The sequence below is a fragment of the Inquilinus sp. genome (assembly GCF_039594555.1).
Classification (GTDB): Bacteria; Pseudomonadota; Alphaproteobacteria; order DSM-16000; family Inquilinaceae; genus Inquilinus.
The window spans coordinates 1-12,765 of sequence record NZ_JBCNNF010000193.1 but is presented as its reverse complement, the minus strand read 5'-3'; the positions used below and the strand labels follow the sequence as shown (position 1 = coordinate 12,765).

The 12,765-nt window shown below is 69.5% G+C and carries 12 protein-coding genes; 10 read left to right on the top strand and 2 right to left on the bottom strand.

The genetic code is table 11. From position 1 onward, the window contains the following. The coding region (locus ABDW35_RS20290; protein ID WP_343715695.1) for a hypothetical protein at positions 1 to 210 on the top strand (210 nt) is incomplete at its 5' end. A 224-nt stretch (positions 211 to 434) separates the two neighbouring features. Here ABDW35_RS20290 and ABDW35_RS20285 read toward each other — a convergent pair. After that, positions 435 to 1,169, bottom strand: a complete 735-nt coding sequence (locus tag ABDW35_RS20285; protein ID WP_343715694.1) for an SDR family oxidoreductase — start codon at positions 1,167 to 1,169, stop codon at positions 435 to 437. A gap of 167 nt (positions 1,170 to 1,336) precedes the next feature. Between ABDW35_RS20285 and ABDW35_RS20280 the strand changes: the two genes are divergently transcribed. Next, on the top strand, positions 1,337 to 1,693 hold the full coding sequence (locus tag ABDW35_RS20280) for a helix-turn-helix domain-containing protein (protein WP_343715693.1): 357 nt from the start codon (positions 1,337 to 1,339) through the stop codon (positions 1,691 to 1,693). Positions 1,694 to 1,946: 253 nt separating this feature from the next. Here ABDW35_RS20280 and ABDW35_RS20275 read toward each other — a convergent pair whose 3' ends face one another. Beyond that, positions 1,947 to 2,954 carry a substrate-binding domain-containing protein gene (locus ABDW35_RS20275; RefSeq protein ID WP_343715692.1) on the bottom strand — a complete coding sequence of 336 codons (1,008 nt, stop codon included), beginning with the start codon at positions 2,952 to 2,954 and terminating at the stop codon, positions 1,947 to 1,949. A 158-nt stretch (positions 2,955 to 3,112) separates the two neighbouring features. On the opposite strand from ABDW35_RS20275, the gene ABDW35_RS20270 reads away from it, so the two are divergent. The 8 genes from ABDW35_RS20270 to ABDW35_RS20235 form a co-directional block, all read left to right on the top strand. Further along, positions 3,113 to 5,479, top strand: a complete 2,367-nt coding sequence (locus ABDW35_RS20270; RefSeq protein ID WP_343715691.1) for a CoA transferase — start codon at positions 3,113 to 3,115, stop codon at positions 5,477 to 5,479. A gap of 2 nt (positions 5,480 to 5,481) precedes the next feature. Beyond that, positions 5,482 to 6,288, top strand: a complete 807-nt coding sequence (locus ABDW35_RS20265) for a MaoC family dehydratase (RefSeq protein ID WP_343715690.1) — start codon at positions 5,482 to 5,484, stop codon at positions 6,286 to 6,288. Positions 6,289 to 6,359: 71 nt separating this feature from the next. After that, positions 6,360 to 7,472 carry a mandelate racemase/muconate lactonizing enzyme family protein gene (locus ABDW35_RS20260; RefSeq protein ID WP_343715689.1) on the top strand — a complete coding sequence of 371 codons (1,113 nt, stop codon included), beginning with the start codon at positions 6,360 to 6,362 and terminating at the stop codon, positions 7,470 to 7,472. 45 nt (positions 7,473 to 7,517) lie between these two features. After that, the gene (locus tag ABDW35_RS20255; RefSeq protein WP_343715688.1) at positions 7,518 to 9,119 is read left to right on the top strand and encodes an ABC transporter substrate-binding protein; all 1,602 of its coding nucleotides are present in this window, start codon (positions 7,518 to 7,520) and stop codon (positions 9,117 to 9,119) included. A gap of 21 nt (positions 9,120 to 9,140) precedes the next feature. Then, positions 9,141 to 10,076, top strand: a complete 936-nt coding sequence (locus tag ABDW35_RS20250; protein WP_343715687.1) for an ABC transporter permease — start codon at positions 9,141 to 9,143, stop codon at positions 10,074 to 10,076. Beyond that, positions 10,076 to 10,957, top strand: a complete 882-nt coding sequence (locus ABDW35_RS20245) for an ABC transporter permease (protein WP_343715696.1) — start codon at positions 10,076 to 10,078, stop codon at positions 10,955 to 10,957. Before ABDW35_RS20250 ends, ABDW35_RS20245 begins: the two co-directional genes overlap by 1 nt. Then, complete coding sequence (locus ABDW35_RS20240) at positions 10,954 to 11,976, top strand: ABC transporter ATP-binding protein (protein ID WP_343715686.1); 1,023 nt, start codon at positions 10,954 to 10,956, stop codon at positions 11,974 to 11,976. The genes ABDW35_RS20245 and ABDW35_RS20240 overlap by 4 nt, the downstream gene beginning before the upstream one ends. Next, positions 11,973 to 12,765 (top strand): ATP-binding cassette domain-containing protein (locus ABDW35_RS20235; protein WP_343715685.1); only part of this gene is annotated, 793 nt, incomplete at its 3' end. The genes ABDW35_RS20240 and ABDW35_RS20235, both read left to right, overlap by 4 nt.

The following is a 12,765-nucleotide window of genomic DNA, read 5'->3' as shown; positions in this document are numbered from 1 at the left end:
AATATCCGCGGCCACAACCATGACGGCGTCTATGTGCCCCTGGCGAACGGCGTCGGCAGCGTCTGGGAGCAGCTGAAGACCATCGACCGCATCAACGACGCCATCGATGGTGACATGAGCCGCCTGATCATCCTGCACGACAGCGATCGCTGGAGCGGCCTGCCGGTGGTCAAGGAGATCGAGGGTTTCCGCATCGTAAAGGCTGGTTAGGCGAATATTGAACCGGCCCTTCGCTGGCGGACGGCGAGGCGGCTGTTGTCACGCCTGGCGAGAGACGAATCTTGCCGCCGTTCACCACCGAGTACGGAGGCACTCCGGGACAGCGAGTGAAGGTGCTTGAGTGGCAGCATGAGACGCCCTCAAGGTCTGGGCCCGTTCGATGATCGTCATCGAGGCGACGGTTCTGGTCGGCGAGCGCGTCGGCCAGTGCAACCTCAGACCTGGGCCATGCCGCCGTCGACAACGAGTTCAGCGCCGGTCGTGAAGCTGCTTTCCCCGCTGGCGAGGAAGAGCGCCGCCGCGGCCACCTCGTCCGGCTTGCCCATCCTTCCGAGCGGGATCAGGCCCATTAGCGTCGTACGCACCTCGTCCGATGCCGCCGCGAACATCGCGGTGTCGGTCGGGCCGGGACTGACGACGTTGACGCGGATGCCTCGCGGCGCCAGCTCGTTCGCGAAGGTCCGGGCGAAGGAGCGCACCGCCGCCTTGGTCGCGCTGTAGACACCATAGCCCTTGGTGCCGATGTCGCCGGCGATGGAGCCGACCAGGACAACGGTCCCTCCGGCCGGCATCATCGCGGCGGCGCCCTGGGTCGCGAACACCAACGCGCGGACATTGAGTGCAAAGGTCCGGTCGAAATGGTCTTCGGTGATCTCCTCGAGCCGCGAGAACTCGGATAAGCCGGCGTTGAACACCAGGATGTCAATCCGTCCTCGCTCTGCCCGGATTTTCGCGAAGACCACGGCAAGATCCGCGAGGGCGCCGGCATCGGCGCGGATGAGGCGAACGCTGCCCTCGCCGACGCCTTGCGTCGCGTCCGGCCCGTCCTCCGGCGCCGTGCGGCTGGTCGCGTAGACATGTGCGCCCGCTGCGGCGAAGCGCTGTGCGATGGCGGCGCCGATGCCGCTGCCGCCGCCGACCACCACGGCGATCTTATCGGCCAGTTTCATGATGTGGTCTCCATCCATGAGCGATGGGCCGACTAGATATAAAACCTATACCTACGGTCAATTACGCACTATGTATTGCGTAGATATCGTGGAGTATACCTATGTCGCCGCCGGGCGGAAAGACGAGCGCGAGAGGGCGCAAGCCACATTCGGCCGAAGCGGGTGCGATGGACGAGGCGTTGATCGATGCGCGCAGCACCCGACCGATCCTGGAGCACATCGCCAACAAATGGTCGGTGCTTATCCTGACGGTGCTGTGCGCGAGGCCGTCCCGGTTCAACGAGATCATGCGCCGGCTGGACGGCATCACCCACAAGGCGCTGGCCGACGCCCTGAAACGGCTCGAGCGGAACGGCCTGGTGAAGCGTCATGTGCTGCCCACGACCCCGGTCGGCGTCGAATACACGATCACACCGCTCGGACGATCCCTGCAGCTTCCCTTCGAAGCGCTCTACCAATGGGCCCTTGCCCATGGCCCCGAGCTGCAAAAGGCCCAGGCGGAGTTCGATAGCGCACAAGGCTGACATCGCGTGGATGCCTGGGTGAGACCATCCACTGCCCGGATGCTCTCCTCGCGCATGTGGAAGCGGCTTGCCGGCGTGCACTGAAGCGAGGTGCCCATGCGTCGCCCGGCACCAGCACGCCGCAGGGCAGGGGCTCGATCTCGCCCGCCTCCTCGACGGTCCGACGTTGGACAACGAGCCGTATCTCACCGCACTGCAGGTCTGAGATGACGCCGCGGGCCTATCGCGCGGTCCGGCTGTATTGCCGGTTGCCTCACCCCACTGTGGTCTTGCGGACGATCAGCTCGCCTGGCAGCAGGTGGACATTGCCTTCGGCCGGCTCCGCCTTGCCGGTCACCAGCTGCACCGTCCGTTCGACCATGGCGTCGAGCGGCTGGCGGAAGGTGGTCAGCGAATAACGCGGCCATCCGGCCATGGCGATGTCGTCGAAGCCGGCGACCGTGATGTCGCCGGGCACCGACAGCCCCAGCTCGTCGCGCAGCGCGTCGATGCCGCCCACGGCCAGGATGTCGTTGGCGAAGAAGATCGCCTCGGGACGGCCGGTCCGCGCAACCTCGAGCGCCGCCTGGTAGCCGGCTTCATAGCTGTACTCGCCGGCGGTGACCGAGGCGGTGAGGGTCATGCCCAGCTCCGCCAGCCGGGCGATGAAGGCGTGCTGCCGCTCGAGGTTGGCGCTGGCATGCGGCACGCCGGCGATGAAGGCGGCCCGGCGGCGGCCCAGCGCGTGGAAATGGTCGGCGATGGCGCGGGCGCCGTCGGCGTTGTTGCAGCAGACGCTGGTCAGGCTCGAATCCGGCACCGTCCGGTTGATCATGATCGCCGTGCGGCCTTCGGTCGCCCAGCTCAGCGCCGCGCCGGAGAGAGGGGCGGCCGAGACGATGACGACGGCGTCAACGCTGTACTGCCGCAGCGCCGCCAGCTGCTGCCGGATATCGGCGCCGGGGGTCAGGTTGAACAGCAGGCTCTGCTGCCCGACCTGCTGCAGGCCGCGCGACAGCGTCTCGATCAGCACCGGGTAGAACGGATTCCGCATCGCCGAGACGACGATGCCGACGATGTTGCTGCGCCGCTTCGACAGGGTGCTGGCGATGGCGTTGGGGCTGTAGCCCAGGCTGTCCGCCATGGTCAGGATGCGCTGCCGCATCTCCGGCGAGATCGAGGCGCCGGGCGTGTAGGCGCGCGAGACCGCGGACTGGCTGACGCCGATCATCCGCGCCAGCTGGCGCGCGGTGATCGGTTTGCGCAGGTCTCCGGAACTCAAGGTCGCTTCCCCTCGCTGTCGCCTGCCTCAGCCATAGCACGGCTGCGGCCGGAATCCGCCCCGGCCGTCATCGCCACCGGCACTATGCAGAGGTGTTGCATACGGATGCAAGACTCGATACCGTCCTAGTCAACGAGAATGCCGGGGGAGGCGCCGCCATGTCTGCATTGGCCGGGCTGAAGGTCGTCGACCTGTCCGAGACCGTCGGCGGTCAGTACTGCGCCCGGCTGCTGGCCGATTTCGGCGCCGAGGTCGTGCTGGTCGAGCCGCCGGAGGGATCGGCCCTGCGCCGGCTGCCGCCCTTCAGCGAGGCGGGCGATCGCGGGTCGCTGCTGTTCTTCCACCTTAACACCGGCAAGCGCCGGATCAGCCTCGACCAGGGCGATGCCGAAGGGCGCGGGGCGCTGGACCGGCTGCTGCGCGGCGCCGATGTCGCGATCCTGTCGCCGGGTTCGCAGCCGCGGGAGGTGCTGCGCCGCAACCCGCGCTGCGTCGCCGCGGTGGTCAGCCCCTTCGGCGCCGACGGGCCGCTCGCCGCCTGGAAGGGGCCGGAGATCGTGCTGCAGGCCCTGTCCGGCATGATGCACAACAACGGCGCCCATGGCCGCGAGCCGCTGTATGGCTGCGGCCGCCGCGCCTCCTTCGCCGCAGGCCTCGCCGCCTATGTCGGCGTCACCGCCGCGCTCTTCGCCCGCGAGCGCACCGGCCTCGGCCAGGCCGTCACCCTGGACGAGGCGGAAACCGCCGCCGCGATGTGCTTTCCGTATGTCCTGCAGCACATCTACAACGGCACGGTGAAGGGCCGGGGCGACCCGAACATCCCGGCTGGCCAGGTGCGCTGCCGCGACGGCTGGGTCTGCATCTGGATCTACAACCATCGCTGGAGCGCGGTCTGCCGGGCGCTCGGGCTCGAGTCCATCGAGCATGACGAGCGCTTCGGCGCCCCGATCCCGCGTCGCGCCCATTGGGCCGAGCTGTTCGCGATCATCCAGGATAAGGTCGCGGATCTCCGCGCCGAGGATTTTGTCGCCACGCTGCAGCAGGAAGAGGTGATCGCCGCCAAGGCCTATCGCCCGACCGAGCTGTACGGCAGCGCCCATCTGGCCCAGCGCGGCTATTGGGAGACAGCGGAGGGGCGGCTGATCCTCGGGCCGCCGTTCCGCCTCAGCCGGACGCCGCGGCAGGTGCGCCCGGCCGCCCCGACTGCCGGCGCCGATGCCGGCTGGACGCCAGCGGCGGCTCCGGAGGGCGGCGGCGCTCCGGCCGGGCCTGGTCCCTTGGCCGGCCTGCGCGTGCTCGAGCTGACCACGGCCTGGGCCGGCCCGATGGCGGGCCGGGTGCTGGGCTTCCTGGGGGCCGAGCCGATCCATGTCGAATCCCCGACCCGGGTCAATTCCTGGCGCCTGAACAAGGAGGTGCCGAACCCGATCAACTTCCCCGACGGCGTGCCGGGCGGCCGGCCCTATGACCGCGCCTTCCACTTCAACTCGCAGAACATCAACAAGCTGTCCTGCATCCTCGACCTGAAGACGGGGGAGGGGCGCGACATCATCCGGCGCCTGGCGGCGGTCAGCGACGTGGTGATCTGCAACTTCCGCCCCGGCACGCTGGCCAGGCTGGGGCTCGACTATGAAACCCTGCGGCAGGTCAGGCCGGACATCATCGTGGCGGAGCTGCCGGCCTTCGGCGCCGAAGGGCCGATGGCGCGCTATGCCGCGCTGGGCCCGACCATGGAGATGTCGGCCGGTATGTCCAGCATGATCGGCTATCCCGGCGGCCAGCCCGAGACCACCGGCCCCTCCTATCTCGACCCGATCGGCGGGTTCAACGCCGCGGCCGCCATCCTGACCGCGCTGCTGCACCGGCAGCGGACGGGGGAGGGGCAGTATATCGAGGTGCCGCAGGTCGAGGCCGCGATGCAGCTGATCGGGCCGGAGCTGCTGGCGGCGATCGAATCCGGCCGGGATCCCGAACCGAACGGCAACCGCTCGCCCTATGCCGCGCCGCATGATGCCTTCCCGGCGCGCGGCGACGACCAGTGGGTGGCGATCGCGGCCGAGACCGAGGCGGAGTGGCAGGCCCTGTGCGTCGTGATGGGGCTGGGGAGCCTCGCCGCCGACCCGCGCTTCGCCACGCTGGCGGCGCGCCAGGAGAACATCGAGGCGCTGACGGCGATCATCGCCGGTTGGACCCGGGGCCAGGACAAGCATGCGGTGGCGGCCCGGCTGCAGGCGGCCGGCGTGCCCGCGGCGCCGGTGCAGACCGCGCAGGACCTGGCCCGCAGCGAATACCTGGCGCATCGCGGCTTCTTCACGGTGCTGGACCATCCCGATGCCGGCCGCCATCCGTATCCCGGCCTGCCGATCCATCTCGACGCCACGCCGGGCAGCCAGCGCCGCGCGGCGCCTCGCTTCGGTGCCGACAACCGCCACGTGCTGCGTGACATCCTCGGCCTGACGGCGGCGGAGATCGCGGCGGTCGAGGCCAGCGGCGCGATCGCCACCGAACCCCGGCCGGGAGCCTGACCATGGCCGAGTTTCCCCGCACGTTGCGCATCCCGATCCGCCTCGACGACGATCCCGGCTATCGCGGGTCGGTGCATGACGACGCGGTGGCGCGGCGCACGGGCTTCCGCGCCGCGCTGATCCCGGGCGCCTTCGTCTACGGCCATGTCAGCCGCATCGCCATCGATGCCTGGGGCGCCGATTGGGCCCGGCGCGGCGCCATGGGCGCGCGCTTCCGCCGGCCGGTGCATGACGGCGACGTGCTGACCGCCCAGGCCTCGGCCCTGGCGGAGACCGGCGCCGAACAACGCGCCGAGGTGATCCTGCGCAACCAGGAGGGCGAGGAGGTCGCGACCGGCTGGGTGGCGATGCCGCTGGCGGAGCCGTTGCCGCCGGCGGTCGCGGATTGCCCGATCCTGCCGCTGCCGGACCCGCCGCCCGCGGTCGAGGCCGGCGGCATCGCGGTCGGAACCCGCCTCGGCTCGCGCAACGCGGTGCTGACGGAGGAGGAGTTCCGGCGCTCGCTGGCCGCCTTCGACGAGCGCCACCCGATCTATCTCGACAGCGGGCTGGTCCATTCCGGCTGCCTGATCCGGCGGACGATGTTCGACGCCAACCGCAGCTTCCGCTTCCCGGCCCCAGTCGTGTTCGTGGCGGGCGAGGCCCAGCATTTCGCGCCGGTGGCCCCCGGCCAGCGCCTCGCCACCTCCGGCACCGTCACCGCCGTCTATGAGCGCAAGGGCCGGCACTATGTCGAGACCGAGGAGCTGCTGGTGGTCGATGGCGCCCGGGTGGCGGCGCGGTTCCGCCGGACTTCGATCTATGCATGACCATCCGTCCGCATGGTTGTTGCATACGGATGCAAGAAGAGTAAGGTAGCCCATAGGACGGGAGCGACACGGTGGCCCCAAGAGCCAGCATCAGATCGGTCGAAGCCTTCCAGGTCAGCTGGCAGCCCGGCGATCCGCCCGGCCGCCGCAGCGCCCTGGTGCGGATCGCGACGGAGGACGGCGTCGTCGGCTGGGGCGAGGCCTCGCCGATGCAGGGCGGCCTGCACTCGATCGGCATCATCGAGCGCGACCTGGCACCCGGGCTGGTCGGCGCCGACGCCTTCGACACCGGCGTGCTGTACGACCGGCAGCTGCACCGCAACGTCAAGCTGGGGCCGGAAGGGGCGCTGACCGGCGCGCTGGCGGCGGTCGACATCGCGCTGTGGGACATCAAGGGCAAGACGCTGGGCCTGCCGGTGCACAAGCTGCTCGGCGGCGCCTGGCGGGCGGAGGTGCCGTTCTATGCCTCGATCGGCGGCAACGCGGTGCGCCCGGTGGACGAGGTGGTGCGGGTGGTCGAGGCGCGCTGGCGGCGCGAGACGCCGGCGGCGATCAAGATCCGCCGCGACGGCGACCGCTCGATCCTCGACCTCGACATCCCGGGCGACATCGCCAAGGCCAGGGCCGTGCGCCAGCTGGTCGGCGACGACTTCCCGCTCGCCTTCGATGCCAACAACGGCTATTCGGTCGGCGGCGCCATGCGTGTCGGCCGCGCGCTCGAGGAGCTCGGCTACGTCTGGTTCGAGGAGCCGGTGCAGCACTACGACGTGCGCGGTATGGGCGAGGTGGCGCAGCGGCTCGACATCACCGTCTCGGCGGCGGAGCAGACCTACACGCTGCAGGCGCTGGTCGACATGATCCATGCCGGGGTTCGCATGGTGCAGCCGGACATCGTCAAGATGGGCGGCATCACCGGGCTGATGCAATGCGCCGCGATCTGCCACGCGCACGGGGTTGAGCTGGTGCCTCACCAGACCCAGCCGACCATCGGCCATGTCGCCAACCTGCATGTGCTGGCGGCGCTGATGCACCTGACCAAGCCGGCGGAGTACGCCGACGCGTCCGGCCGGATGGATATCGGCTTCCGGAATCCGCCGCGGCCGGCGGACGGCCGCTTCGCGATCCCGCAGGGCCCTGGGCTCGGGCTCGAGGTCGACGAGGCGGAAATCAACAAGCGGCGCTGACAGCGCTACGCGCGGGCGCCGATAAGAGACAAGGGAGACACGGCCATGGGATTCAGCAGGCGAAATGTGCTTCAGCTCGGCGTCGCCACCGCGGCGCTGGCGGGCTTCGGCGGCGCCCGGGCGCAGGATGCGTCCCAGAATGCGGATGTGATCCGCATGGGCATCGCCGCGAAGGGGCCGCGCTACAGCGACCCGAACCTGACGACCCAGGGCTCCGACAACTGGGCGACCGAGCAGATCTACGAGCAGCTTGTCCGCCCCGAGGACGGCACCTTCGCGATCAAGCCGGAGGAGTACCTGCCGACGCTCGCGACCAGCTGGACCTCGTCGCCGGACGCCAGGACCTGGACCTTCCAGCTGCGCCAGGGCGTGCAGTTCCACAAAGGCTTCGGCGAGATGACGTCGGAGGACGTGGTCTACTCGTTCAAGCGGGCCATGACCTCCGGCACCAACACCACGGTGCTGTCGAACATCGCCGATGTCGTCGCCAACGGGCCTTATGCGGTGACCATCACCCTGAAGGGGCCGGACGCGCTGTTCCTCGGCTCCTCGGTGTTCAACAACAACACCTCGATCGTCAGCAAGAAGGCGGCCGAGCAGATGGGCGACGCCTTCGGCACCGATGCCGTCGGCACCGGCCCGTACGAGCTGGTGAAGTTCGACACCCAGGTCGGCACGGTGATGAAGCGGCATGAGGGCTACTGGGGCCCGAAGGCGAAGATCAGCACGGTCGAATGCGTCTATATCGCCGACACCTCGGCGCGGACGCTGGCGCTCCTGTCCGGCAACATCGACATCATGGAGGCGGTGCGCGCCCCGGGCTGGGTCGCCTCGATGCAGCAGCGCGACCCGACGCTGAAGATCGACATGACCGTGCCGGGGTCGTTCAACACCCTGCACATCAACCTGACCCGCAAGCCCTTCGACAACCTGAAGGTGCGGCAGGCGCTGATGCATGCGATCGACCGGCCGGCCGTGGCGCAGGCGCTGGCGCCGATGGGCGGAACCATGGCCGGGCTGCAGCCCGATTTCTTCCCGGCCGGCTTCAAGACCGAGGATCTGCCGGAGGAGCTGCGCTACCCCTACGACCCGGACAAGGCGAAGGCGCTGCTGGCCGAGGCCGGTTTCCCGGACGGCATCAGCTTCCCGTCCCTGTGCAGCCAGCGCGAGGACTATGCCTCGACCATGCTGATCGTGCAGGAGCAGATCCGCCTGGCCGGCTTCAACATGGATCTCAGGATCGAGGACCACACCGCCTATCACGCCGACAACCGGTCGGACAAGAACACCCTGGCGATGCATTCCGCGAGCTATCCGCCGATCCCGACCCAGCTGTACTTCCAGCAACTGTCGGCCCAGTCCGAGGTCAAGTCGGACGGCAAGGGCGGCGGCAACTACAGCCATTACGGCGTGGTCATGCCGGGCATCGACGACCTGCTGACCCAGGCCCTCGCGGCGACCGATTTTGCGACCTATGACAGCCTCTGCCGCAAGATCGAGCTGCAGGTGCTGCGCGACCTGCCGCTGATCGGCCTGTCCACCCTGTCCTTCACCACCGCGCGCCGGGGCAATGTCGATCTCGGCTACCCGGTGAAGAGCGGCTATGCGCGCTGGCGCTTCCACCGGGCGACCAAGACCGTCGCCTGATCCGGCAGGGGAGGGCCCGCCATGGCGCGGTATCTGATGTGGCGATTGCTGGATGCGGTTCCGACCATCCTGCTGGTGCTGACGCTGGTGTTCGTCTGCATGCGCATCCTGCCCGGCGATCCGGCGCTGGCGGCGCTGGGCGACAACGCGCTGCCGGACCAGCTGGCGGCCTTCCGCGAGAAGATGGGGCTGAACGTCCCGCTGTGGCAGCAATACCTCAACTTCATCGGCGGCGTCCTGACCCTGGATTTCGGGCGGTCGCTGATGAACAACACCTCCGTCCTGCAGTTGCTGGCGTACAACCTGCCCTTCACGATCGAGCTGACGATCGCGGCGATGGTGATGGGCGTCGCCGCCGGCATCCCGCTCGGGGTGCTGGCGGCGACCCACCGCAACCGCACCGCCGATGCCGGGGTGCGGGTGTTCTCCTTGATCGGCTACGCCATCCCGGACTTCTATCTCGGCGCGCTGCTGCTGATCACCTTCTCGCTCAATCTCGGCTGGTTCCCGATCAATGGCGGCGGCGACAGCTTCATCGACCGGCTGCACCACATCGTGCTGCCGGCGCTGACCCTGGCCTTCGTCAAGGCCGCCTTTCTCGGACGGCTGACCCGCACCTCGCTGCTGGAGGTGTTCGGTAAGGACTATGTCCGGACGGCGCGGGCCAAGGGCGCCAGCGAGCGGCGGGTGATCTACCGGCACGGGCTGCGCAACGCCCTGCTGCCGCTGTCCACCGGCATGGGCCTCAGCCTGCTGGCGACGCTGTCCGGCTCCGTCGCGATCGAGCTGGTGTTCAACCGCCCCGGCATCGGCAAGCTGCTGATCGGCGCGATCACCGAGCGCGACTACGCCGTCATCCAGGGCGGCGTCATCGTCTTCGCCCTGTTCGTGGTGCTGGTGAACCTGGTGATGGACCTGCTCTACATCGTCGTCGATCCGCGGATCCGGGTGGCGTGATGGCCGTGATCATCGACACCGCCGACATCATCGCCCCCGCCCCGAACCGGCTGGCGATCCTGCTGCGCATCGTGCTGGGCCGCCCGGCCACGATCTTCGCCACGCTGGTCATTGCCGTCTTCGTGGTGGTGGCGGTGCTCGCGCCCTGGATCGCGCCCTACAACCCGCTGGCGCAGAGCATCCTCAAGATCAACCAGGGCCCGTCCTGGGCGCATTGGCTGGGCACCGACCAGTTCGGCCGCGACGTGCTGTCCCGGATGATCTACGGCTCCCGCAACTCGCTGATCTTCGGCCTGCTGTCGCCGGTCCTGGCAGCGATCGTCGGCACCACCATGGGCGTCGTCGCCGGCTATTTCGGCGGCGCGGTCGATCGCATCATCTCCCGCCTGGTCGACCTGCTGCTGGCCTTCCCGGAGCTGCTGCTGGCGATCATCATCGCCGCGGCGCTGGGCGGCGGCTTCTGGAACGTCGTCGCCGTGCTGACGGTCGCCTTCGTGCCCGGCTTCGCCCGCGTCGCCCGGGCCCAGACTCTGTCGGTGAAGCAGGAGCCGTATATCGAGGCCGCGGTGGCGGTGGGTGTCCGCACGCCGGTGATCATCTTCCGCCACATTGTGCCGAACATCGCGGCGCCGATCGTCGTGCTGGTGACGCTGTGGGTCGCCTCGGCGATCCGGCTTGAAGCCTCGCTCAGCTTCCTCGGGCTCGGCACCCAGCCGCCGAACCCGAGTTGGGGCAACATCATCCGCGACGGGCTGAACAACCTGTTCGGGTCGCCCTGGCCGATCATCGGCGCCGGCTTCGCCATCACCTGCGTCGTCCTGGCCTTCAACCTGTTCGGCGATGCGGTGCGCGACGCCCTGGACCCGGAGACCGCCCCGTGACCGCGCCCCTGCTGAAGGTCGAGGACCTGGCCGTCGAATTTGGCGCGAAGGCCGCGCCGCTGCGGGTGGTCGACGGCGTCGGCTTCGAGATCCCGGCCGGCGGGTCGCTCGGCATCGTCGGCGAATCCGGCTCCGGCAAGTCGATGACCTCGCTGTCGATCCTGCGCCTGATCCCGGAGCCGCCGGGCCGGATCGCGCAGGGCCGCATCCTGTTCGAGGGCACCGACCTGCTGGCCCTGCCGCGGTCGAGGATGCCGGAGATCCGCGGCCGCGACATCGCCATGATCTTCCAGGAGCCGATGAGCTCGCTAAACCCGGTGATGACCATCGGCGACCAGATCGGCGAGGCTATCCTGCTGCATGAGCATGTCAGCCGGGAGGAGCGCCGCCGCAAGACGGTCGACATGCTGCGGCTGGTCGGCATCCCCGACCCGGAGCGTCGGCTGGGCGCCTATCCGCACCAGTTCTCCGGCGGCATGCGCCAGCGGGTGATGATCGCCATGGCCGTCGCCTGCAACCCGAAGCTGCTGATCGCGGACGAGCCGACCACAGCGCTGGACGTCACCATCCAGGCCCAGGTGCTGGACCTGATGAAGCGAATCCGCGCCACCCTGAACACGGCGGTGCTGCTGATCTCGCACGATCTCGGCGTCATCGCCGATATCTGCGAGCGGGTGATCGTGATGTATGCCGGCCGGGTGGTGGAGGATGCCGATGTCCGCTCGATCTTCCGGCGGCCGTCGCACCCCTACACCCAGGGGCTGCTGCAATCGATCCCGCGGCTGAACGACGACCGGCGGCGGCTGTACCAGATCGCCGGCTCGGTGCCGCAGGCCGGCAGCCTCGGCACCGGCTGCCCGTTCCAGCCGCGCTGCCCCCTGCGGGTCGACCGCTGCGCGGTGGAGCGGCCGCCGATGTTCAGCTTCGGCCCGCAGCACCGCGCCGCCTGCTGGGTCACGGCCGAGGCGGCCTCCGCCGGCGCCGCCGAGCCGGCGCCCAGCGCGAGGGCGATGCGATGAGCGAAACCCTGGTCCGGGCCGAGGGGCTGACCAAGACCTTCCAGGATGGCGGCGGCCTCGGCTTCGGTCGGCCGCGTCCAGCGGTGCGGGCGGTCGACGAGGTGTCGCTGGAGATCCGCCGCGGCGAGACGCTGGCGCTGGTCGGCGAATCCGGCTGCGGCAAGTCCACCCTCGGCCGGCTGCTGCTGCGGCTGATCGAGCCCAGCGCCGGCCATGTCTTCGTCGGCGGCACCGACCTGACCGGCCTGTCGCGCGGCCAGATGCGGGCGATGCGCCGGCAGGTGCAGATGATTTTCCAGGACCCCTACGGCTCGCTCAGCCCGCGGCGCAGCGTTGCCGATATCGTGGCCGAGCCGCTGGAGGTGTTCGGCCTGGTCCGCTCGCGGAAGGAGCGGCGCGACAAGGTGGCGGAGCTGCTGCGCCAGGTCGGGCTGCCGCCCGCCACCATGGATCGCTATCCGCGCCAGTTCTCCGGCGGCCAGCGCCAGCGCATCGGCATCGCCAGGGCGATCTCGGTCGACCCAGCCTTCATCGTGGCGGACGAGCCGGTCTCGGCGCTCGACGTCTCGATCCAGGCGCAGATCGTCAACCTGCTCCAGGACCTGCAGGAGCAGAAGCGGCTGTCCTACCTGTTCATCGCCCATGACCTCGCGGTGGTGCGCCACATCGCCGACCGGGTGGCGGTGATGTATCTCGGCCGGATCGTCGAGACCGGGCCGAAGGCGGCGGTGTACGGCGCGCCGCACCACCCCTACACGCAGGCGCTGCTGTCGGCGGCGCCGGAGCCGG

Bases quoted from the DNA above. Each gene is read 5' to 3' on its own strand.
- ABDW35_RS20280 (WP_343715693.1), top strand. From the start codon at position 1,337: ATGGACGAGGCGTTGATCGATGCGCGCAGCACCCGACCGATCCTGGAG.
- ABDW35_RS20250 (WP_343715687.1), top strand. From the start codon at position 9,141: ATGGCGCGGTATCTGATGTGGCGATTGCTGGATGCGGTTCCGACCATC.
- ABDW35_RS20285 (WP_343715694.1), bottom strand. From the start codon at position 1,169: ATGAAACTGGCCGATAAGATCGCCGTGGTGGTCGGCGGCGGCAGCGGC.
- ABDW35_RS20265 (WP_343715690.1), top strand. From the start codon at position 5,482: ATGGCCGAGTTTCCCCGCACGTTGCGCATCCCGATCCGCCTCGACGAC.
- ABDW35_RS20255 (WP_343715688.1), top strand. From the start codon at position 7,518: ATGGGATTCAGCAGGCGAAATGTGCTTCAGCTCGGCGTCGCCACCGCG.
- ABDW35_RS20245 (WP_343715696.1), top strand. From the start codon at position 10,076: ATGGCCGTGATCATCGACACCGCCGACATCATCGCCCCCGCCCCGAAC.
- ABDW35_RS20270 (WP_343715691.1), top strand. From the start codon at position 3,113: ATGTCTGCATTGGCCGGGCTGAAGGTCGTCGACCTGTCCGAGACCGTC.